We start from the raw sequence: 19,926 nt of genomic DNA on the forward strand, positions 1-19,926 counted from the left end.
CTGACCTGCTGCTTCTACCCGCTCAGCAGAGCCGGACCTGCCAGTTGGGGTCCGCGATCAACGAGGCGAAGTAGCCGTATCCACCGCCAGCGACGGTTTGGCACGTTCCGGTGGACTTTCCGGCGCTTGGCAGGAACACCTGGAAGTTGTACGTCGCCGTGCACTGGTTGCGCACCACGTAGACGACGCCGCTGCCAGTCTGCGGCGGCGTCTGGTAGGCATGCCGCACGCCGCAGAAACCTGGATCGGCGGCCGCCGGCGCGGCGGCGGCGATCGACGATCCCAATGCCAGCAACGTGGCCGCCACCACGGCGGCCGTCCTTCTTTTCGTCACGCCAGCCCTCCTCGTCAGCAGATGATGATCAGCCAGTTGGGATCGGGAATTCTCATGTAGAACGTGTCGTCGCCGTACGCCGGAATCCACGCACAACTGCTCTCGAAACCGTCCGACGGTGTCCGTATCCTCATGTTCATGCCGTAGCCGCAGCGGTTGCGCACCTGGTAGGCGATGCTCATGCTGCCGCCGACCTGTGTCGGCCCGCCGGCGCGTACGCCGCAGAATCCTGGATCCGCCGCTGCCGGGCTCGCCGGGCCGACGGCCAATGCCGTCGCGGCGACCAAACCGGCCACCGCCGTCGCCGCCGTTCGCGCCGATCTTCTCGATATTCGCACCACGTCCCCTTTCGGCAATAACGCATTTACCGGCCGGTGGACGCCACGCTAGGACAGAAGTCCTGTCAGCCCGGTCTCACTTCGCTGTCAGAGGGCGTCTGGAAACTGTGGTGGCCGAGAGTCGAGATCCAAACGTCGGCAGGCGGCGTTTTGGGCTCGGCGATTGGTTGCCACAGTTTCAGACGCCCTCTCAGTGCGGGTCGAGGTGCTGCACACCCATGATGTGTTCGTACGTGGCGGCCGAGGCGGCTTCGGCGTCCCTGACCCGCAACGCGTCGATGATCGCGGCGTGCTGCCGGACCGACTCCTCGTGCGTGCGCAGCACTCGTGGACCACCGTGCAATGCCTGCCACAGCAACCGCATCAGCGACAGCAGCAGCGGACTGTGCGCGTATTCGTAGACGGCGAAATGAAAATCGCGGTTGAGACCGTCATAGCGCGGATCGTCCTCGGCCAGCGGCCGCATCCGATCATTGATGTCGACCAGCTTGGTGATGCCGTCCTCATCGATCTTTTCCGCCGCGAGCGACGCGGCCAGCGACTCGAGCACCGCGCGAATGCGGAAGTTTTCCTCGGTGGAGCCGGAATCGGCCTCCACGACGGTGAATCCGCGATGCGTGTCGCCGACCACCAAACCCTCGGACTCCAGCCGGCGCATCGCCTCGCGCACCGGTGTCTGACTGACGTGGAAACGCGCCGCCAGGTCGCGCTGGCGCAGTTGTTTGCCGGCGGTCAGGTCACCGGTGATGATCAGCTCGCGGATCAGCGCGACCACCATGTCGGTTTTGCTGACATAGTTGACCTGGGGGGCATCGGCGTTCGTCATTTGTCGCGCTCCATCAACAATCTCACTCGATCTGCCGTCATCGGCAGCACCTCGACGCTGTCGTCCAAACCAAGAGCATCGCGCACAGCCCCGGCCAGCGCACCACCCGCCGCGCTCAGTCCGCCTTCGCCGGCACCGCGTACGCCGAGCGGATTTCCCGGCGCCGGTGCGTCCTCGGTCACCAGCACGTCCACGTGCGGCACTTCCGCGGCGGTCGGCAGCCGATAGTCCATGAATGTCACCGACTGCGGCTGCCCGGCCTCGTCATAGGTGAATTCTTCCAACAAAGCGCCGCCGACACCCTGTGCGACACCACCGACGAGCTGGCCTTCGACCATGGTCGGATTGACCGCGCGACCGACCTCGTACGCGACCAGATAACGCAGCACGCGCACGCCCGCCGTGCCTGGATCCACCTCGACAACGGCGATGTGCACGCCGTACGGATAGGTCATGTGCTCGACCTCGAAACGGCGTCGCGCCGACAGGCCGGCCGGCTCGCCGGGCCGCAGCTGGTCGCCGGTCGGCTGACACGCGCGTACGACCTCGGCCAACGACACTTCGGCGCCCGGAGAGTCGGCGACCCGGATGACACCGCCGCCACACTCGAGTTTGTCTGGTGTCACCGCGAGAATCCTGGCGGCGATCTCGATCGCGCGTTCGCGTACGGCCGCAGCCGCCGCCTGCACGGCACCGCCGCTGACAACGGTCGAACGCGAGGCCCACGATCCGCCGCCATATGGCTGCAAATCGGTGTCACCGTTGACAACGTGCACGATCTCAGGGTCCACACCGAGCTCGTCAGCGGCGATCTGTGCCATCGCCGTCTCGATGCCCTGGCCGAGTGACGTGCCGCCGGTGTGGACGTGCACCGCGCCCGTGCCGCTGACCAGCACGTCGGCGGTGTCCTGCGGACCGAGACCGCTCTTTTCCAGGAACATCGCCACACCGAGACCGGCGAGCCGACCGCCGGCGCGTGCACTGTCCACTTCGGACCGATAGCCGAGCCGATCCGCCTCCGCGACGGCTTTTGCCAGCAGTCCTGGGTAATCCGCCGTGTCGAGGACGACGTCCGTGCCGAGCGTACTCATCGCACGAGCGTGTGGCAGCTCGGCCGCCGTCAGCAGGTTGCGGCGGCGCAGCTCGACGCGGTCGATGCCGAGCCGGTCGGCGGCCACGTCCAACAGCTGCTCACGCGCCGACGTGCCTTCGAAACGACCCGGTGACCGATACGTTCCACACGGCGTCTTGTTGGTGAGCGCCACCGTGATGTGTCCCGCGTACGCCGGCACACGGTATGGACCCGGCAGCATAGCCAGTGTCAGCTCCGGCACGATGATGCCGTGCGTGCGGCAATAGGCGCCGTTGTCGTGCATGACATCGTCGCGCAGGCCGAGAATGCGTCCGGTTTCGTCGAAGGCGGCGCAAATCCGATGCCGTTGCTGGCGCGAGTGGTTGGTCGCGACCAGGTGCTCGGCACGGTCCTCGATCCATTTCACCGGCCGGCGCAGCTTTCTGGCCAGCCACGGCACCAGGAAGTCCTCTGGATAGAACTCGCCGCGTACGCCGAAGCCGCCGCCCGCGTCCATCGCGCGGCCGTGGATCAACGTCTCGTCGATCTCCAGCATCCGCGCCAAAACGGCCTTGTTGTAGACCGGCACCTTGGTCATGCCGAAGATCTCGACCGCTCCGGTCACCGGATCCGGCACGGCCAGCAGGCCGCGCGGCTCCAACGGCACCGCACTGTGCCGGCCGATCGTGAAGTCCAACTCCACAATCTCCGCGGCGGTTTCGAAGGCCGTCGCCACATCGCCATAGCCGAGCGAAAAGTCGGCGGCCGCGTGAGCTTTCGTCGCGGTGACAACGGGTTCGAGCTCCTCGATGTCGACCGACACCTGCTCGGCGGCGTCCTCGGCCGCGTACGGATCGTCGGCGAGCACGACCGCGACCGGCTCACCGACGTAACGGACCTCGGTTGCCAGCACCGGCTGGAGAAAGTCCGACAGGTCGACGCCCTGCACCTTGAGCCGCACCGGAATCCGCAAGTCCGGCACGTCTTTTGCGGTGAAAACCGCGATCGCCGCGGGAGCGTCGATCGATCGTACGCGGCCGTGCGCGACGGTTGACCGTATGACCCGCATCCACAGCTGGCCGGGCCGGTCGGTGTCGTCGGCGAACCGGCCGAGACCGCGGACCAGCCGGGCGTCCTCCTTGCGAGGCAGCCGCGCGCCGATCATCCCGATGCCTTCGCTCGATCGGCCGCGACGCTGCAAACCGCCTCGACTATGCCTTGATAGCCGGTGCAACGACACAGGTTGGCCGCGACCACTTCGCGCACCTCGGCCTCGTCGGCTGGCCTTCCGTCCTTCTCGGCCAGATATGCCTCGGCCAGCATGAGAAAACCGGGCGTACAAAAGCCACACTGCAGGGCGTGACAACGGCTGAAAGCCTGCTGCAGGTCGGAAAGCTCGTCGCCGTCCGCCAGGCCTTCGACCGTGCGGACCTCGCAGCCGTCCGCCTGTACGCCGAAAATCAAGCACGCGCGAACCGGCTGACCGTCGAGCAAAACTGTACAGGCGCCGCAGATGCCGTGCTCGCAACCGACATGCGTGCCGGTGTAACCGAGGTCGTGGCGCAGGACGTCGACGAGCGTACGCCGCGACTCGACCGCCAACGTGTGCTCGTCTCCGTTGACTGTCAACGAAATCAGCTGCATGTCCGTCATCGGTTGCCTCCGGAGCTGGCGAGAACCTGGTGCGGCAGCACGGGGATGTGGTCGAAGTCCGAGCCGAGCGCGTCGTTGATCGCGTTGAGCACGGCGGCCGGTGCGCCGATCGTGCCGCCTTCCCCCATGCCTTTGGCGCCGGTCTCGCTGTGCTGCGACGGAGTTTCCAGGTGGAAGATCTGGATCGGCGGGATTTCAGCCGCGGTCGGCGCCAGATAGTCCATCAGCGACGCGGTGGCCGGCTGGCCGTCCGCGTCGTAGACGAGCTGCTCGTAAAGGGCGGCTGCGATTCCCTGTGCCACACCGCCACGCACCTGACCGTCGACGACCAACGGATTGATGACGACTCCGCAGTCCTCCACGACGACGTAGCGTTCGACGCGTACGCCGCCCGTGCCTGGGTCGATCGACACCAGCGCCGCATGAGTCGCGTTGGAGAACGTGCCAGGCGGATCGGCACTTTGCCTGGCTTCTAGCGCATAACGGCAGTCGTCCGGCAGCTGGTGGGCCTGGAAGTGCACCAACCGCGCCATCTCGGCGACGCTGACCTCAGCACCAGGGACACCGCGTACGCGTGCGGCGCCTTCCGACAGCTCGACGTCCGTTTCGCTGACTTCCAACAGAAAGGCGGCGATCCTGCGCAGCTGGCTGGCGACCACCCCGGCGGCTTTCCCAGCGGCGCCACCACCGATGACGATCGAGCGGCTGCCGAAGGTCCCCCAGCCGTACGACGTCAGATCGGTGTCGCCCTGCCGCAGCCGCACCTGGCCGGGGTCGATGCCGAGCTGGTCGGCCACGATCTGCGCGAAAGTCGTCTCGTGGCCCTGACCGTGGCCGCAGGTGCCGGTGGTGACGACGACCTCGCCGGTCGGATCCATTCGCACGTGCGCGGTGTCGTAACCAGGCGTCATCCGCATCCGGCGCTGCGACATCGTCGGCGTGCCGTATGCGGTTCGCTCGGAAAAACAGGAAAACCCGATGCCGGCGAGCAGACCGCGGGACCGCAGACGGTCACACTCGGCCGGCCAGTCGCTGGTCTTCTTTTCCGCCAGGTCCAGGGACTCGCGATAGCTGCCTTCGTCGTAGCTGATGGCATTGACGCCAGCGTACGGAAACTTGTCGATCAGGTTGCGGCGCCGCACGTCCAGTGCGTCCATCCGCAACACCGCCGCGGCCTTTTCCATCAGCCGCTCCATCACCAGCACGATCTGCGGTCGTGAGACGCCGCGATATGGCGCTGTCGGTGGTTTGTTGGTGGCAACTCCGCGGCCACGCGCTCGATAGGCCGGCACCTTGTACGCGCCGGGAAGCTCGGTCGCCGCCATCAGCGGCTCGACCGCGCAGGTGAACGGATAGGCCGAGTACGCGCCGATGTCGCAGCGGATGTCGGCCGCCAGCCCCAGAATCCGGCCGTCCGCGGCGAAAGCGGCTTTCACCGCGTAATGTTGCTCGTGTCCGTGAAATGCCGCGGTGAGGTTTTCCTGCCGGTCCTCGATCCACTTGACCGGTCGGCGCAGCCGCAACGCCAGTGCCGCGACAACGACCTCTTCCCGTCCCACGACGCATTTCAGGCCGAACCCACCGCCGACATCCGGCGCGATCACGCGTATCGTCCGCTCCGGCAGGCCGAGCGCCTGCGCGATGCCGGAGCGCACCTGGTGTGGCACCTGTGTCGAGACATGCACGACGACCTGCTCGTCGCGGTCGTCCCACTCGGCCAGGCAGGCCCGGCCTTCCATCGGCAGCGCCGCGACCCGGCCGCTGTCGAACTCCGCCTCGACGACCACCGGCGCCGTCGCGAGAATCTCGTCCAGCCGCTCGTCGTCGAACATCACCAGATCGACCACGCAGTTGTCGGTCAGTCCACTGTGGACAGCCGGTCCGTCAGCAGCCGATCGCAGGTCGGTCACGGCAGCGCGGGGGTCCCAGTCGACCACGACCAGCTCCGCGGCATCCTCGGCCGCGTACGGATCGTCCGCCACCACGACGGCCACCGGCTCGGCCACATGCCGTACGCGGTCACCGGCCAGCAGCGGCATCCTCGTCGGGGTGAACTCGTCTCTTTCCAACACCGCCAGTAAAAACGGATCGCCGAGGTCGGCAGAGGTGAACGCACCGACCGCCGTTTTGGCGGCTTCTTCCAGATCGATCGAGGTGATGGTGGCACTGGCGTGCGGACTGCGGACGAACGCGGCGTGCAACGTCCCCGGAGGCCGCATGTCGTCCACGAACCGGCCACGACCGCGCAACATCCGGCCATCTTCCTTGCGCGGCACCTTCGCACCGATCCACCTGGTCATCCCCGCGCCGCCTCGGCCAGCGCTCGGCTCACGAGAGTGGCGGTGAGTTTCCGGCGATAGTCGGAGCTGCCGTGGCCGTCGGACGGCGGATCGATCTGTTCTGCCGCCAGCTCACCGATATCGCGCCAGGTGTCCTGGCCGGCGGGCCGACCGGCGTACGCGTCGAGGCCGTCGACCGCGAAAGGCGACGGATCCACTCCACCGAGCACGACGCGACCGGATTTCCAAGCGCCGTCAGCGATGTCGACGTCCACGGCGGCCGCGACGATCGCGAAATCCCCCTGCCGTTGCGCGAACTCGGTCAGTGCGGCGTGTGGCGCCGGTCGTGGAAACCGGATCTCCACCACCATCTCGTCAGGCTCCGCGGCGGTGGTGAAAAACCCGTGGAAAAACTCCGATGCTGGCACCTCGCGCTTGCCTTTTGGCCCCACCAGCGCGATCGCCGCGTCGAGCAGGACCGCGAGCAGGCACCATTCGGAGGTCGGGTCGGCATGGGCGATGCTGCCGCCGAAGGTGCCGCGCGTTCGGATCGGATAGTGACCGATCCACCGAGCCGCGCGTGACAGCACGGAAAATCCGTCGCGTACGGCCGGATCGGCGGTCATCTCGACGGCACGGTGCCGGGTCAGCGCGCCGATGTGCAGACCGGCGGCGTCGCGGCGCAGATAGTCCAGGCCGCCGATCCGGTTGATGTCGACCAGATCCGTCGGCCGGGCCAGCCGGAAGTTCATCATCGGCGCCAAACTCTGTCCGCCGGCCAGGATCTTCGCGTCCGGGCCCAGCTTCTGCAGCAGCCGCACGGTCTCCGGCACATCATATGTCCGGTGGTAGGTGAAAGCGGCCGGTTTCACGCCACCTCCTCTGGTCCAAACGGCGCACACTTGGTATACCATATTTCAACCTGCCGATCACTGGAGTCGCCCGTGACGCCATCCATCCGCCGCGAGCCGGCCGCCGGACACGTACGGATCACGCTGGATCGGCCGGGCCGTCGCAACGCGCTCGACCTGGCGACGGTCGACGCGCTGATCGCCGCCTTCGACGAGGATCCCGCGGCGATCGTGGTGCTCGACAGCGCGGACCCGCGCGCTTTCTGCGCCGGCGCCGACCTCGGCATCACGGACGAGGAACGCGCACAAGTCTCGGATCGGCTCTATGCCTGTTATCGCACGATGGTCGAGCGCCCTGGACCGGTCGTCGCGGTGGTGGACGGACCAGCGGTCGGTGGCGGTACGCAGCTCGCCAGTGCGGCCGATTTGCGTGTCGTCGGACCAAACGCACGGTTTCGCTGGGTCGGTCCCGGCCACGGACTGGCCGTTGGCGCCTGGATTCTGCCGTCGCTGGTCGGCCGTTCGGTCGCCTTCGAGTTGATGTGGACCGGCCGGTGGCTGGAGGCCGCCGAGGCGCAGCGGATCGGCTTCGCTCTCGCGGTGGAGCACGAAGAACTGGTCGAGCAACTGGTGTCGCTGGATCCGGCCGCGATGGCACGTACGAAGGCGATCGTCAACTCCGACGGCCTGCTCGATCGGCTCCGCGCCGAGCGAGAGAACAATGTCGCGAGCTGGGCCGGATCGGTGGCGGGACTGCGATGACCGACTGGCAGGCCTGGAGTGAGCAGGCGTGGCGCCGGCACTCGGCTGCCGCGGTGTCGTGCGACCAAACCCTGACCCAGCTTGCTTTTCGCAGTGCTCAAGCCTTTCCCGACCGTGTTGCCGTACGGATCGACGGCGTGGCCCTGACCCACGGCGAGCTGGATCGGGCCGCCGCCGCGGTCGCCGCGGATTTGGACGTACGCGCGGGCGATCGCGTGCTGCTAGCCGGTCCGTCCACTGTGGACTTTGTCGTCGCCTATCTGGGCATCCTGCGCGCCGGCGGCGTTGTGGTGCTGGCAAATCCGGCTCACACCGCGGCCGAGTTGGCGCATCTGGTGGCCGATTCCGGTGCCACACATGCCTTCGCGTCGGCCGAGGTGGCCGAGCGGCTGCCGGATCTGCCGGTCACCCTGCTCGACCCGGACCGACGCAATCGGAATCCGATTGCGTCGCCGGTGGCGGTGCCGTCCGACCCCGATGCGGTCGCGTTGCTCGCGTACACCTCAGGAACGACAGGAAAACCGAAAGGCGTGCCGCTGACCCACCGCAACCTGGTGGCCTCGATCAGCGCGGCCATGGCCGCCTGGCGGTTCACCGCCGACGACGTGCTCGTCCACGCGCTGCCGTTGTTTCACCAGCACGGACTCGGCGGCATCCACGCGACGCTGATCGCTGGCTCCACGGCGGTCATGCTGTCGCGTTTTTCTCCAACGGAGCTGGCAAAAGCCGCGGCAGGAGCCACCGCGCTGTTCGCCGTGCCGACCATGTACGAGCGGCTTTGCGAGGCGGGACAGTCGCTCCCTGGACTCCGGCTCTGCGTCTGCGGCTCCGCGCCGCTCAGTCCAGCTTTGGCCGAGCGTACGGCGAAACTGCTCGGTCAACTGCCGCTCGTGCGCTATGGCACCACGGAGTCCGGTCTGGATGTCTCCAATCCGCTGGACGATCCGCGTCCGGACACCGTCGGCATTCCGCTTCCCGGAGTCTCCTGCCGGCTGTCCGCCGACGGCGAGATCCAGCTCCGCGGGCCGCAGGTTTTCCGTGGTTACTGGCAAAACGAGGAGGCGACCGCGGAGGCATTCACGGCTGACGGCTGGTTTCGCACCGGCGACCTCGGGAGGCTCGACGACGGCCACCTGGTGATCGCCGGCCGGATCAAGGAGCTGATCATCACCGGTGGTCTCAACGTCTATCCGCGCGAGGTCGAGCTCGCGCTCGAGGCACACCCAGCCGTCGCAGAGGCGGCGGTCGCCGGTGTGCCGGACGAGCGCTGGGGTGAGCAGGTCACCGGTTTCGTCGTCGTACGCGACGAAGTCAGCGAGGACGAGCTGATCGACCACCTGCGGTCGCGGCTCACCGCTTACAAGTGTCCGAAGCGGATCTATCGGCTGTCCGCGCTTCCGCGCAACCACATGGGAAAGGTCGTGCGCGGCTCGCTGACACCGGCGCTGGCAGCCGTCCATCGAGCCCGCGATACCGCGCATCTCGGCGCTTTCGTCGAGGTTGTCGACGGCGTTGGGCACGGAGTTCCGTTGGCGGTCAAGGATCTGGTCGATGTCGCCGGCCAGACCGTACGCAACGGCACGCCGGGCCTCGGACATCGCACGGCCACCGAAGATGCCGAAGTTTTCGCGCGACTGCGGGAATCCGGTTACGTGGCGATCGGCCGCACGCGCGTGCCGGAGCTCGCCTGGTCGACACTCACGCCGGGCTGCCGCAACCCGTGGGATCCGGCGCGTACGCCCGGTGGCTCCAGCGGCGGCTCCGCGGTCGCCGTCGCGACCGGTGTGGTCACCGCCGCCATCGGCACCGACACCGGCGGGTCGATCCGCATCCCGGCCGCATTGTGTGGCGTCGCCGGCCTCCGGCCGACGCACGGCGTGCTGCCGATGCGCGGCATCACCGCGCTGTCTCCGTCGATGGACACCGTCGGGCCGATCGCACTCACGGCGGCGGAATGCCTGCGGCTGTACGAGATCATGGGTGGCGCCGTCGAGCCGGTGTCCGATGTGGACGGTCTGCGGGTCGGCTGGCCGGTCGACCTGTGGGACGGCAAAGCCGAGCCGGAGGTGCACCGGCTGGTCGAGGACGCCGCGGACGTGCTTCGCGCGGCCGGAGTGGAGATCCTCGAGGTTTCGCTGCCGGTGGCACGGAGATTCGCTCGCGGCGCCGCATACGCGACGATGCTGGTCGAGTCGGCGCGGCTCTGGTGGGAGGCAAGCCAGCAGGTTCCTGACGGTCTTGGATCGCACACGACCTCGTTGCTGCGGACCGGATCGCAACTGTCCACATCGGACTTCGCGAACGCACGCCGGCAGGCCGCGGACGTACGGTCCGAAGTGGACGGCGTGCTCGGCACGGTCGCGGCCCTGCTGCTGCCGACCGTGCCGGCGGTCGCGGCGCCGTCGGCCGCAGCGACCATCCGCCTCGGAGATCGCGACGAAGCCGTGGAATCCGCGTACTTCCGGCTCACCGCGATGGCATCGACGACCGGCCATCCGGCGCTGTCGGTGCCGGCTGGCCTGACGATCGACGGGCTGCCAGTCGGTGCGCAACTGGTCGGCGGACGCCGGCAGGAAGCGCGTTTGTGCCAGTTGGGAACGATCATCGAGGCCGGGCCGAGCGCTCAGGCCCTGGCTGTCGCGCGGCGGCGGCTCGCCAAGTGAGGAGTGGAGCATGGATCTGCGGTTGACCGGCAAGGTCGCTTTCGTGACGGGCGCGAGCAAAGGCATCGGTCGCGAGGTGGCGGCCCAACTTGCCAGCGAAGGCGCCGATGTGGTGGTGACGGCGCGTACGGCCGAGCCGTTGGAGCTGGCGGCAAAGGAAATCACCGATGCCACCGGTCGTACGGTCGTGCCGTTGGCCGGCGACATGAGCAAGTCCGAGGACGTCGACCGCTGTGTCGCCGCGACGCTGGAAAAGTTTGGCCGCATCGACATTTTGGTGACCTGCGCCGGAAGCTCGCCGGGCGGGCTGCTGGAGGAGCTGACCGAGGACCAGTGGATGTCCAGCCTCAACCTGAAGTTCATGGGCTACGTGCGGTCCGTACGCGCCGTCATCGGACACATGCGTGAGCGCGGCGAAGGCGCGATCGTGTTGGTGGTCGGCAATGACGGCCTGAAGCCGAGCTATTGGGAGATGACCGCCGGCGCCGCCAACGCCGCCGACCTCAACTTCGCCTCGTCGGTGGCCGAACAGTATGGCCGCTATGGAATCCGTTGCAACACGGTGAATCCGGGCCCGGTCAACACCGACCGGTGGGACGGCCTGGAGAAGGCTTTCGCGCGGGACAAGAAGGTCAGCCAGGACCGCGCTCACGAGCTGGCCGAGGCGTCGATCCCGTTCGGCCGGATCTGCGAGCCGGCCGAGGTGGCCTCACTGGTCGTCTTTCTCGCCTCGCCACGCGCCAGTTTCATCAACGGGGCGCACATCCCTGTCGACGGCGCGCAGCGCAAGGCCATTATGGACCTGTGAAGATCACGCATTCGGTCCCGCTGACCACCGACCCGGTGGCATTCCTCGCCGGCCTGTCCGACTATGCCGACCGCTTCGGCGAGCTCCGAGCCGACGTGGGACCGCTGCAGGTGGTCTACACCGGCAGCCTGCGGATGCTGTCACTGGAGGACTCGACCGCCACGTTTCGCGTCAATGGCACCGAACTCGCTGGTCAAGGCGACGCCGACGCGTACGCGATCGCCCGTGTCGCGCCTGGCTCGGTGTCCTTCGACGTCGATCTGACCGTACGCGGACTGGTCGCGCGGTTTGGTGGTGATTTCGTGCACGATGTCGTCACGCAGCGACTGGATTCCTTTGTCCGCGCGGTCGAAACCGAGCCGCCGGTCGCCGAGCCGGATCCGCGCGTCCTGGTCGCGGTCGGCGCGGCAGCCGTCGCGGCCGTCGCGGTGGCCGCCGTCCTCGTGATCCGTCGTCTACGCGGGAAACGCTCGTAGATCCGCTATTTCTGCTGGCGGCGGCTGCCGCCGTGCCAGTCCTCCTGCTTGCCGACCTCGCCAGTCCGTACGCCGAAAGACGGCAGTTGCGGACGCTCGCGCAGGCTCCGTTTGAGCTCGGCGAAACCGGGAAAACCCGCCAGGCCGACGACGTGTTCCCAGAGTTGCTCGGCTTCGTCCTCGGCCGGCAGCCGGCTGATCACCGGGCCGAAAAACGCGACGCCGTCCGGCGGCTGGAAATGCAGGATCGGCGTGCCGACATCCTTGCCGGTCAACGAAAGTGCTTCGTCGGTCTCGGCCTGGATCTCGGTGTCCCACTCCGTTTCGTCCAGCGCCGCGGCCAAACCGGCCGGCAGGCCGACCTCTTCCAGGATCGGCGCGACAAACTCGGCGGTGCCTCGGCGCGCGACGACGGCGGCCTCGTCCGGCACCTTGTCCTGCTCGAAAATCCGCGCGCCCATCGCCGCGTACAACGGCGCGACCGCCTCGCGACCGTGTTCGGCACGCGTACGCGCGGCGACCCGCAGCAGCCGCAGACCGGAGGTGTGACTGGCCTCGTACTCCGGTGGGAAGTGCGCGTCGTAGTCGATGTGCGAGTTGAGCAGCCGCAGCGAGATGAACCGCCAGTCGACCGAATAGTCGCGCCTGGCCTGCACGATGCGCACCCACTTGCTCGTCATCCACGCGAACGGACAGACCGGATCGAAGTAGAAGTGCACATCAGCCATGTCCACGAGCCTAGACTTCCTAGACTCCACCTGTGACCACTCCTCATCCACGTCCGCTGTGGACGCTGGCGGCACCCACGCTCGGTGCGATGCAGGCGGCCTATCTGACGACGACGTTCTTTCCGCCGATGGGCCCGATCGTCCAGCGCGACCTGCACCTCAGCCAGCTGGTCGTCACCGGCCGGCTGATCGCGTACGCCGTGTTCCTGCTCGGTGGCGTCGTAGCCGGACTGCTGCTGGCGCGCCGCTGGCCGGTGGCCGTCCTGCCGGCCGCCGCCGTACTGATCCTCATCGGACTGGTGCCGGAGGCATTCGCACCTTCGCTGGGGATGCTGCTGGTCGGCACGTTCGTCACCGGGCTCGGCGGCGGCCTGATGGTCGGCGCCGCCTTCGCTGTGGCGGCACGGTCCTGTTCGCCGATGAAGGTGATGTCCGGACTCGCCGGCGCGATCGTGCTGTCGCTGGTGGTCGGCTGGGTGGCGACCCTGGTGCTCGCCACGGCGTTCAGCTGGCGTCTTGCCTTCCTGGCAGCGCTGCCGGTGGCCTTGCTCGTGCTCGCCGGCCTCGTGGTGGGTGAGATCGTCGTGCTCGTACGGCGGCCCGCACCAGCAGCAAGGGCGTGACGAGCAGGAGGAGACCGGCGAGGCCGACGGCCGTACGCACTCCGGTGAAGCTGGCCACGACACCCCACAGCGCCGTCATGGCCGCGATGGTGGCGTTGCTGGTGACCGACCAGGCGGCGAGCGTACGCGCGATCAGGCTCTTGTCGGTCTGCTCAAGCCGATAGGTGGCGACCACTGGGTTGAAGACGCCGATGCACGTCACCAGGCCGAACTGCAGCCCGATCACCAGCGCGATCCCGCCAACCCCCGGACCGACGAAAGCCAGGCCGATCGGCCAGCACACGCGCAGCACACCGGAGGCGAGCATGACGCGCCGCTGTCCGAAACGGGCGACGAGCGGCCGCGCCAACCGCGCACCGACCAGGCCGCCGACGCACGGCGCGGCGAATGCGAGGCCATACTGCCACGGCGGGAATCCGAGCTGCCGCAACAGAAGTATGGCCATCAGCGGTTCGGTCGCCATGATCAGCGCGTTGACCACGACCGAGTTGAGAAACAACGGGCGCAAGACCGGATGTGCAAGCGTGTGGCGCCAGCCTTCAACGAGCTCGCGCGCTCTGGCGGCGCCGGTCCGCGCCGGCCGCGGCTCCGTACCGCCGATCGCGCTGATTCCGGCCGCTGACAACAAATAGCTGACCGCGTCGGCCAGCATCGTCGTCACCGGGCCGAAAACTCCGATCGCGGCACCACCGAGCGGCGGACCGACGACGGTCGCGGTCCACATCGTCGACTCGAACCTCGCGTTGGCCACCAGCAGTTTTTCCGGTCGTACGAGCGTTTTCAGGTAAGCGCCGCTCGCCGCGTTGAACGCGATCTTCGCCCCCGCGACGACCACTGCCACGACCATGAGCTGGCCGATGCTGAGCATCCCGAGCGCGTACCCGACCGGAACGCTGACCAGCGCGGCAAACCTGGCCAGGTCCATGGCGATCATGACCGGCCGCTTGCGGCGAAACTCGACCCACGGTCCCAGCGGCACCGCGACGACGGCTCCGACCGCCAGGCCGGCCGCCGGCAGCAACGCCACCTCGACCGGACCGGCGTGCAGGACGGTGACCGCGATCAGCGAGAAGGCGCCGAGACTCAGCCCCGAGCCGTACGTGCTGACCGCGTACGCGGCCCAGAGCCAGCCGAACCGTCTCCCCATGCCGGCGATCCAACCAACCCGGCGGCCGCCGGCTCAAACAACCGACGCGCGGTGTCTCACAACTGCTCGTTGTCCTGCCGGCTCAGCGCCGCACTGACCACGGCGGCCAGCTCGGCCATCTGTTTCTTTTCAGTGGCAGGCAAATCGGCGCATCGCTGCCCGACCACCGCGGCGAACTCGGCGCGAATACGCACGACGAGCTGGTCGCCCTCGTCCGTCAGCACCGGCTTGACGATGCGCCGATCGTCCGGATCCGTCTGCCGCACCAACAGCCCACGGCGTACCAGCCGGTCGACCATCCCGGTCATGTTGGACTTGTCGCAGCCGAGCCGGCGCGCCAGCTCGCCGAACGACAGGCTTTCCAGGTCGAGCTGCCGCAGCAGCTCCGCCTGCTGCACGGTCAGGTCAAACCGGCGAGCCGTCGCGCCATAGAGCACCGCCACTTCGCGATGCAGCGCGCAAAGCGCAGCGGGGAAGTCCATTCCACATAGTTTAACCACTTGACCGTTGGTACTCTCAACCAAATCTGTTTAGCATGTCGACTGTTGATGTTGTCAACTTTTGGAGACGGACATGCGTACGACACTGGTCACCGGCAGCTCGCGCGGCATCGGCCGCGCGATCGCCCTGCGGTTCGCCGGGCCTGACACCAATGTGGTCGTCAACTACCGCACCGATGCGAATGCGGCGGCCGAGGTGGTCGACGAGGTCGCCGCCCGCGGCGGCAAGGCCGTCGCCATTGGCGCTGACATCGCCGACCCCGTGCAGCTCGACCGGCTGTTTGACCAGGCAGAACAGCATTTTGGCGAGCTGGACGTTGTCGTCGGCAATGTCGGTACGGCGCGGTTCGCGCCGGTCGCCAGGACGACCGACGACGACTTCGACACGATGTTCGCCACCAACGCGAAGGCGACGTTTCGGCTGTTGCGCGCCGCGGCCGGCCGGGTACGAGACGGCGGCCGCATCGTCGTCATCTCGGCCGGCGTGACCGCGACCGTACAACCAGGCACCGGTGTCTACGCGGCGAGCAAAGCGGCCGGCAACGAGATGGTGCGGATCCTCGCGCACGAACTGGGGCCGCGGTCGGTGACCGTGAACGCCGTACGACCGGGACCGGTGCGTACTGGCGCGCTGCTCGGCAACCGGAGTCCCGAGCAACTGCGGGAGCTCGCCGCCGCCACGCCACTGCGCCGGATCGGCGAGCCGGACGACATCGCCGCGGTCGTCGACTTTCTCGCCTCACCGGACGGCGGGTGGCTGACCGGCCAGCTCATCAACGCCGGTGGCGGGCTGTTCTGATTTCTTTCTGCGCGACCGTTGGTTAGCCTGTCGAGGGTCGTCACGACGCGAGACGGCCAGTCGACGTGCGGTGAGAGGTGGAAGCATGTCCGGGGCCGGCGCTCAGCCAATTGACCTGGTGTTTCGTGGCGTCCGAGTGGTGCGTGACCGCGCGCTGATCATGGCCATCGTCAACCGGACGAAAGACTCGTTCTACGACCAGGGCTCGACCTTCGACCTGGCGCCGGCGCAGGACGCCATCCACCGAGCGGTGGCCAACGGAGCCGACGTGATCGACATCGGCGGCGTACGCGCCGAGGCCGGGCCCGAGGTCACCACCGCCGAGGAAGTCGACCGCATCGTCCCGATCGTCCGCTGGGCTCACGAGACCTACCCGGAGCTGATCATCAGCATCGACACCTGGCGCGCCGAGGTCGGCGACGCCGCCTGTGCGGCCGGTGCGCACCTGATCAACGACAGCTGGGCCTCCGCGGAGCCGGAGCTGATCGACGTGGCCGCCGCCCACGGCGCCGGCTACATCTGCACGCACACCGGTGAGCAGGCACCGCGATCGGTCCCGTTCCAGCATCATTACGACGACGTCGTGGCGACCGTCGTCAAGGAGACGACGCGGCTTGCCGAGCTCGCGGTCTCCAAAGGCATACCGCGCGAGGGGATCCTGATCGACCCGACGTGGGGGATCCTCTACGGCAAGGACACCGGCTACAACGTCGCCTTGCTCGGCGGCATCCGCACTTTCGTGGAGACCGGCTGGCCTCTGCTGGTGGCGATCTCCAACAAGGACTTCATCGGCGAGATCCTCGACGCCGACCTCGGCGACCGGGTCGCCGGCACGCTGGCCGCGACCGCGTACGCGGCCAACGAAGGCGCCGCGATGTTCCGCGTCCACGAGGTGCGGGAAAGCCGGCACGTGGTGGAGATGATCGCCACCATCAACGGCATCCGGCCGCCGTCGCGTACCTTCCAGTGGACCGGTTGATGTCAGTCATCTGACAGCAGGATGACAGCGATCGGGACGTTTCCGGCTGCTTCGGTCACATACGCTGTCCGCGCCATTTGGCAGCGTAAAAGCACCGATTGAAGGGGAAACTCCATGAAGTTCACCGTGGCACGCCGGGTCGGCATCGCCATCGGAGCCGGAATGTTGATCGCCGCCGCGTGGAGCGGCACGGCGCAGGCGGCCTCGACGCCGGCCGCCAGCCCTGCCACCACCGCTGTGGTCGCGGCACCGGCGGCGTCTGGGAGGCACTGGTGCGGGTTCAGCTACGACAAGTGCGTACAGGACCAGAACACGTTCCAGCACTACGGCTACAAGGTGAGTCCCATCTACTACGCCGAAGGCAACACCTGCACGCCAGAGCACACCTGCAACGGCTACTGGTTCGACTGGTGGGAGTAAGCCGGATCTGAACCGCGGCCCTGCACCGCCTGGTGCAGGGCCTTCATCTGTCGCCCCGCACGGGATCGCGATAAAGATTCGCGAGTATGTGGCGCATCTCCTCGTCTGTCGTCCACGGCTGACCGGTCCGTGGTTCGCGGCCCCACGGCATGTCCCGCCGGAATGCCTCGACCGTACGCACCGTGCCGTCGGGTTGGACGACTCGGAAGAGCGTACCGATGCGTTGTTCGGCGACGACCCGCATCGTCGAGCCTTCGCGAGCCAGGAAAGCGTGTGGTGTCCGGCACGGTATGGATACGACATCACCGGCAACGCAGTCGACGGCTTCCTCGCCGATCCAGACGGTGACGCGTCCGCTGAGCACGTGCAGGATCTCTTCGCCGTCGTGCAGGTGTTGAGGGCCTGTTTCACCGGATTCCAGGCGGCCCTGCACCAGCAACAGTCGGTCCAATCCTGAGTCGGGACCTGCGATAGTGCGCCATCCGGCATTCGCCGGCATCGCCGCTCGAGTCACAGCAGTCATCCAGCAGAGCCTAAGAGGTCACGATTGGCACCCCGCCGACGCGGTGGTTGCTGCACTTTGCCGCTGCACCTAGCATTCTGGGCAGAACAGAGGCCCTGTCCCGAATCCGGGACAGGGCCTCTGACCTGTCTCAACCTGACGCGCGCCCGGCAGGATTCGAACCTGCAACCTCTTGATCCGTAGTCAAGTGCTCTATCCGTTGAGCTACGGGCGCAAGCAAAACACACCACCGCGGAGGCTCCGGGATTCGAACCCGGGAGGGGGTTGAAGCCCCCAACCGCATTAGCAGTGCGGCGCCATAGACCAGACTAGGCGAAGCCTCCCGGGGCCTCGTAATCAACGGGCCACCGACGAAGAACGATACACACCGGGTCCGGCGGTCGACAAAGCAGGGTCGATCACTGGCTCGACTGTACGGCCTGGCGCTCGCCGAAGCCGAGCGGTACGCGGCCGGCGAGGCGGCGGATGGCGGCGGGGCGGGTCCAGAAGGCCTCGGCCTCCATGGCGGCCATCGCGATCGGGATGAGCGAGCCGGCGGACGGATAGCACACGAAGCGCGGGATCCAGACCGGCGCGAACTTCTCGTTGAACCGGTAGAGCGACTCGATCTGCCACCAGCGGGAGGCGAAGGTGAGCATCTTGCTCCAGCCGCGGCTGATCGGGCCGGCGCCGAGCTTCTCGCCGCGGGCCAGCGCGGAGCGGAACATCGCGAAGTTCAGCGAGACCCGCTTGACCCGCAGCTCCGGGCATTTTTCCAGCAGCGAGCAGATCAGAAACTCGTTCAGGCCACCGTCGGCCTCGCGGTCCCGGCGCATCAGGTCGAGGGACAGGCCGTCGGGTCCCCACGGTACGAAGTTGAGCAGCGCACGCAGCTGCTCGCCGTCCTCGTTGACCGTGTGCGCGGTGACGACGACGCAGTCGCCGTCCTCCAGGTCACCGAAGCGACCGAGCGCCATCGAGAAGCCGCGCTCGGTCTCGGCGCCGCGCCAGGCGGCGGCGACGCGGGCGAGCTCGGCGGTCTCCGGCTGGGTCAGCTCGGCCAGCCGGCGTACGCGCGCGACATAGCCGGCGCGCTTGACCCGGTTGACGGTCTGCCGGACGTTGCGCATCGACCGGCCGGAGAGGCTGAAGTCGGCGACCTGTACGACCGCCTCGTCGCCGATCTCCAGCACGTGCAGGCCGGCCTCCCGCGCGTACACCGTGCCACCCTGCTCCGAGCAACCGATGACGGCAGGCAGCCAGGCGTATTCGCGGCACAGCTCCAGGAACGGCTTGATCGCGCCTGGCCAGGCCTCCGGATCGCCAATGGGGTCGCCTGAGGCCAGCGCCACGCCGGCGACCACCCGGTATGGCACGGCGGCCTTGCCGGTCGGCGACCAGACCACGCTTTTGTCCGTACGCAGCGCGAAATAGCCGAGCGAGTCGCGGGCGCCGAAGCGGTCGAGCAGCTCGCGCAGCCGCCTGGAGTCGTCGTCGGTCAGGTACGCCTTCGGCTCCAGCGGCCGGAGCAGCAGGTACGCGCCGATGATGATCGCCAACACGGTGACGCCGACCAGTGCGGAGCCGACCATGTTGGCGACCTTGTCGTTGCGGAACGGCACGGTGCCGTCGAGGCCGACGAAACCGGTGAGCACGGTCCAGGCCGACTCGAGCATGGTCGGCCGATAGCCCCGGCGGTGGTAGACGCCGATCGCCAGCATGCCCGCGAGGAAACCGACGACGTAGATCACGACGACCGCACCGACAGCGATCCATCGGGTCGATCGGTCGCCCTTGGCGATGAACTCGGCGCGCGCGTAGATCAACAAAGCGAGCAGCAGCGCGGCGAGCACGGCCGCCTCGAAGCCGAAACCCTTGCTCAGGTGCGTGACGATCAGCACAGCGCTGATCGCGACGGCCAGCCGCCAGGCCCGTTTCTTGCGCCGCCGCAAACCATGCGCGAGCAGAACGAGCACAATGCCGGCGGCGATCGCCAGCATGATGGCCGCGAAGGTGACCGGTTTGGGGATGAACTCGGAAAGTACGCGCAGGTGGGCGCGGCTGCGCGGAAGGACCGCGCTCCAGATGCTGATCAGGCCGTACAGCGCGGACAACGCGGCCAGCGCCAACGGCATCCAGCGCCGCTGGCTTCGCCACCACGGCGTG

At 67.7% G+C, this 19,926-nt stretch carries 20 protein-coding genes and 2 tRNA genes; 8 read left to right on the plus strand and 14 right to left on the minus strand.

Translation table 11 applies throughout. The features are described 5' to 3' along the window. Positions 1-22: 22 nt before the first annotated feature. From GNX95_RS36975 to GNX95_RS37005, 7 genes are all read right to left on the minus strand, one after another. Complete coding sequence (locus GNX95_RS36975; protein WP_163512445.1) at positions 23-334, minus strand: hypothetical protein; 312 nt, start codon at positions 332-334, stop codon at positions 23-25. 14 nt (positions 335-348) lie between these two features. Further along, entirely contained in the window at positions 349-630 is a 282-nt protein-coding gene (locus GNX95_RS36980; RefSeq protein WP_163512446.1) for a hypothetical protein, read from the minus strand. 232 nt (positions 631-862) lie between these two features. Beyond that, the gene (locus GNX95_RS36985) at positions 863-1,498 is read right to left on the minus strand and encodes a GntR family transcriptional regulator (protein ID WP_163512447.1); all 636 of its coding nucleotides are present in this window, start codon (positions 1,496-1,498) and stop codon (positions 863-865) included. After that, positions 1,495-3,735, minus strand: a complete 2,241-nt coding sequence (locus tag GNX95_RS36990) for a xanthine dehydrogenase family protein molybdopterin-binding subunit (RefSeq protein WP_163512448.1) — start codon at positions 3,733-3,735, stop codon at positions 1,495-1,497. The genes GNX95_RS36985 and GNX95_RS36990 overlap by 4 nt, the downstream gene beginning before the upstream one ends. Beyond that, on the minus strand, positions 3,732-4,223 hold the full coding sequence (locus GNX95_RS36995) for a (2Fe-2S)-binding protein (protein WP_163512449.1): 492 nt from the start codon (positions 4,221-4,223) through the stop codon (positions 3,732-3,734). Before GNX95_RS36995 ends, GNX95_RS36990 begins: the two co-directional genes overlap by 4 nt. Beyond that, the gene (locus GNX95_RS37000) at positions 4,220-6,523 is read right to left on the minus strand and encodes a xanthine dehydrogenase family protein molybdopterin-binding subunit (RefSeq protein WP_163512450.1); all 2,304 of its coding nucleotides are present in this window, start codon (positions 6,521-6,523) and stop codon (positions 4,220-4,222) included. The genes GNX95_RS36995 and GNX95_RS37000 overlap by 4 nt, the downstream gene beginning before the upstream one ends. Further along, complete coding sequence (locus GNX95_RS37005; protein WP_163512451.1) at positions 6,520-7,374, minus strand: FAD binding domain-containing protein; 855 nt, start codon at positions 7,372-7,374, stop codon at positions 6,520-6,522. The genes GNX95_RS37000 and GNX95_RS37005 overlap by 4 nt, the downstream gene beginning before the upstream one ends. Positions 7,375-7,446: 72 nt before the next feature. On the opposite strand from GNX95_RS37005, the gene GNX95_RS37010 reads away from it, so the two are divergent. The 4 genes from GNX95_RS37010 to GNX95_RS37025 are packed head-to-tail and all read left to right on the plus strand — an operon-like array spanning position 7,447 to position 12,062. Then, positions 7,447-8,115: an enoyl-CoA hydratase/isomerase family protein gene (locus GNX95_RS37010; protein WP_222854234.1), complete on the plus strand. Its 669-nt coding sequence runs from the start codon at positions 7,447-7,449 to the stop codon at positions 8,113-8,115. Continuing rightward, positions 8,112-10,778: an amidase family protein gene (locus GNX95_RS42805; protein ID WP_222854235.1), complete on the plus strand. Its 2,667-nt coding sequence runs from the start codon at positions 8,112-8,114 to the stop codon at positions 10,776-10,778. The genes GNX95_RS37010 and GNX95_RS42805 overlap by 4 nt, the downstream gene beginning before the upstream one ends. A 10-nt stretch (positions 10,779-10,788) precedes the next feature. Further along, positions 10,789-11,586, plus strand: a complete 798-nt coding sequence (locus GNX95_RS37020; RefSeq protein ID WP_163512452.1) for an SDR family oxidoreductase — start codon at positions 10,789-10,791, stop codon at positions 11,584-11,586. After that, complete coding sequence (locus GNX95_RS37025; RefSeq protein WP_163512453.1) at positions 11,583-12,062, plus strand: SRPBCC domain-containing protein; 480 nt, start codon at positions 11,583-11,585, stop codon at positions 12,060-12,062. Before GNX95_RS37020 ends, GNX95_RS37025 begins: the two co-directional genes overlap by 4 nt. 5 nt (positions 12,063-12,067) lie before the next feature. Here GNX95_RS37025 and GNX95_RS37030 read toward each other — a convergent pair whose 3' ends face one another. Next, the gene (locus GNX95_RS37030; protein ID WP_163512454.1) at positions 12,068-12,790 is read right to left on the minus strand and encodes a mycothiol-dependent nitroreductase Rv2466c family protein; all 723 of its coding nucleotides are present in this window, start codon (positions 12,788-12,790) and stop codon (positions 12,068-12,070) included. A gap of 32 nt (positions 12,791-12,822) precedes the next feature. Here GNX95_RS37030 and GNX95_RS37035 point away from each other — a divergent pair, with 32 nt between their 5' ends. After that, complete coding sequence (locus GNX95_RS37035) at positions 12,823-13,413, plus strand: MFS transporter (protein ID WP_163512455.1); 591 nt, start codon at positions 12,823-12,825, stop codon at positions 13,411-13,413. On the opposite strand, the gene GNX95_RS37040 is transcribed toward GNX95_RS37035, so the two are convergent. Together GNX95_RS37040 and GNX95_RS37045 are read right to left on the minus strand one after the other, a co-directional pair. Further along, positions 13,295-14,560, minus strand: a complete 1,266-nt coding sequence (locus tag GNX95_RS37040) for an MFS transporter (RefSeq protein WP_163512456.1) — start codon at positions 14,558-14,560, stop codon at positions 13,295-13,297. The two genes, GNX95_RS37035 and GNX95_RS37040, sit on opposite strands and share 119 nt — an antisense overlap. A 56-nt stretch (positions 14,561-14,616) precedes the next feature. Then, positions 14,617-15,042: a MarR family winged helix-turn-helix transcriptional regulator gene (locus tag GNX95_RS37045; protein ID WP_163512457.1), complete on the minus strand. Its 426-nt coding sequence runs from the start codon at positions 15,040-15,042 to the stop codon at positions 14,617-14,619. A gap of 91 nt (positions 15,043-15,133) precedes the next feature. Here GNX95_RS37045 and GNX95_RS37050 point away from each other — a divergent pair, with 91 nt between their 5' ends. The 3 genes from GNX95_RS37050 to GNX95_RS37060 all read left to right on the plus strand — a co-directional run bounded on the left by GNX95_RS37050 (position 15,134) and on the right by GNX95_RS37060 (position 17,258). Beyond that, positions 15,134-15,859, plus strand: coding sequence for an SDR family oxidoreductase (locus GNX95_RS37050; protein ID WP_163512458.1), 726 nt, complete (start codon positions 15,134-15,136; stop codon positions 15,857-15,859). Between the two features lie 85 nt (positions 15,860-15,944). Next, positions 15,945-16,838, plus strand: a complete 894-nt coding sequence (gene folP, locus GNX95_RS37055; RefSeq protein WP_163512459.1) for a dihydropteroate synthase — start codon at positions 15,945-15,947, stop codon at positions 16,836-16,838. Between the two features lie 114 nt (positions 16,839-16,952). Beyond that, complete coding sequence (locus GNX95_RS37060) at positions 16,953-17,258, plus strand: hypothetical protein (RefSeq protein WP_163512460.1); 306 nt, start codon at positions 16,953-16,955, stop codon at positions 17,256-17,258. 43 nt (positions 17,259-17,301) lie between these two features. On the opposite strand, the gene GNX95_RS37065 is transcribed toward GNX95_RS37060, so the two are convergent. The 4 genes from GNX95_RS37065 to GNX95_RS37080 form a co-directional block, all read right to left on the minus strand. Continuing rightward, positions 17,302-17,781 carry a cupin domain-containing protein gene (locus GNX95_RS37065; protein WP_163512461.1) on the minus strand — a complete coding sequence of 160 codons (480 nt, stop codon included), beginning with the start codon at positions 17,779-17,781 and terminating at the stop codon, positions 17,302-17,304. A 141-nt stretch (positions 17,782-17,922) separates the two neighbouring features. Then, positions 17,923-17,995, minus strand: a tRNA-Arg gene (locus tag GNX95_RS37070). A gap of 18 nt (positions 17,996-18,013) precedes the next feature. After that, a tRNA-Ser gene (locus tag GNX95_RS37075) sits at positions 18,014-18,104 on the minus strand. A 75-nt stretch (positions 18,105-18,179) separates the two neighbouring features. Further along, entirely contained in the window at positions 18,180-19,895 is a 1,716-nt protein-coding gene (locus GNX95_RS37080) for a phosphatidylglycerol lysyltransferase domain-containing protein (RefSeq protein ID WP_163512462.1), read from the minus strand. Positions 19,896-19,926 lie beyond the last annotated feature (31 nt).

Source organism: Fodinicola acaciae (genome assembly GCF_010993745.1).
In the GTDB taxonomy this organism is placed as follows: Bacteria; Actinomycetota; Actinomycetes; order Mycobacteriales; family HKI-0501; genus Fodinicola; species Fodinicola acaciae.

Excerpts from the sequence above, each read along its gene's own strand:
- GNX95_RS36985 (WP_163512447.1), bottom strand. The coding sequence starts at position 1,498 with ATGACGAACGCCGATGCCCCCCAGGTCAACTATGTCAGCAAAACCGAC.
- GNX95_RS36990 (WP_163512448.1), bottom strand. The coding sequence starts at position 3,735 with ATGATCGGCGCGCGGCTGCCTCGCAAGGAGGACGCCCGGCTGGTCCGC.
- GNX95_RS36995 (WP_163512449.1), bottom strand. The coding sequence starts at position 4,223 with ATGACGGACATGCAGCTGATTTCGTTGACAGTCAACGGAGACGAGCAC.
- GNX95_RS37000 (WP_163512450.1), bottom strand. The coding sequence starts at position 6,523 with ATGACCAGGTGGATCGGTGCGAAGGTGCCGCGCAAGGAAGATGGCCGG.
- GNX95_RS42805 (WP_222854235.1), top strand. The coding sequence starts at position 8,112 with ATGACCGACTGGCAGGCCTGGAGTGAGCAGGCGTGGCGCCGGCACTCG.
- GNX95_RS37020 (WP_163512452.1), top strand. The coding sequence starts at position 10,789 with ATGGATCTGCGGTTGACCGGCAAGGTCGCTTTCGTGACGGGCGCGAGC.
- GNX95_RS37030 (WP_163512454.1), bottom strand. The coding sequence starts at position 12,790 with ATGGCTGATGTGCACTTCTACTTCGATCCGGTCTGTCCGTTCGCGTGG.
- GNX95_RS37040 (WP_163512456.1), bottom strand. The coding sequence starts at position 14,560 with ATGGGGAGACGGTTCGGCTGGCTCTGGGCCGCGTACGCGGTCAGCACG.
- GNX95_RS37045 (WP_163512457.1), bottom strand. The coding sequence starts at position 15,042 with ATGGACTTCCCCGCTGCGCTTTGCGCGCTGCATCGCGAAGTGGCGGTG.
- GNX95_RS37050 (WP_163512458.1), top strand. The coding sequence starts at position 15,134 with ATGCGTACGACACTGGTCACCGGCAGCTCGCGCGGCATCGGCCGCGCG.
- folP (WP_163512459.1), top strand. The coding sequence starts at position 15,945 with ATGTCCGGGGCCGGCGCTCAGCCAATTGACCTGGTGTTTCGTGGCGTC.
- GNX95_RS37060 (WP_163512460.1), top strand. The coding sequence starts at position 16,953 with ATGAAGTTCACCGTGGCACGCCGGGTCGGCATCGCCATCGGAGCCGGA.
- GNX95_RS37065 (WP_163512461.1), bottom strand. The coding sequence starts at position 17,781 with ATGACTGCTGTGACTCGAGCGGCGATGCCGGCGAATGCCGGATGGCGC.
- GNX95_RS37080 (WP_163512462.1), bottom strand. The coding sequence starts at position 19,895 with ATGCCGTTGGCGCTGGCCGCGTTGTCCGCGCTGTACGGCCTGATCAGC.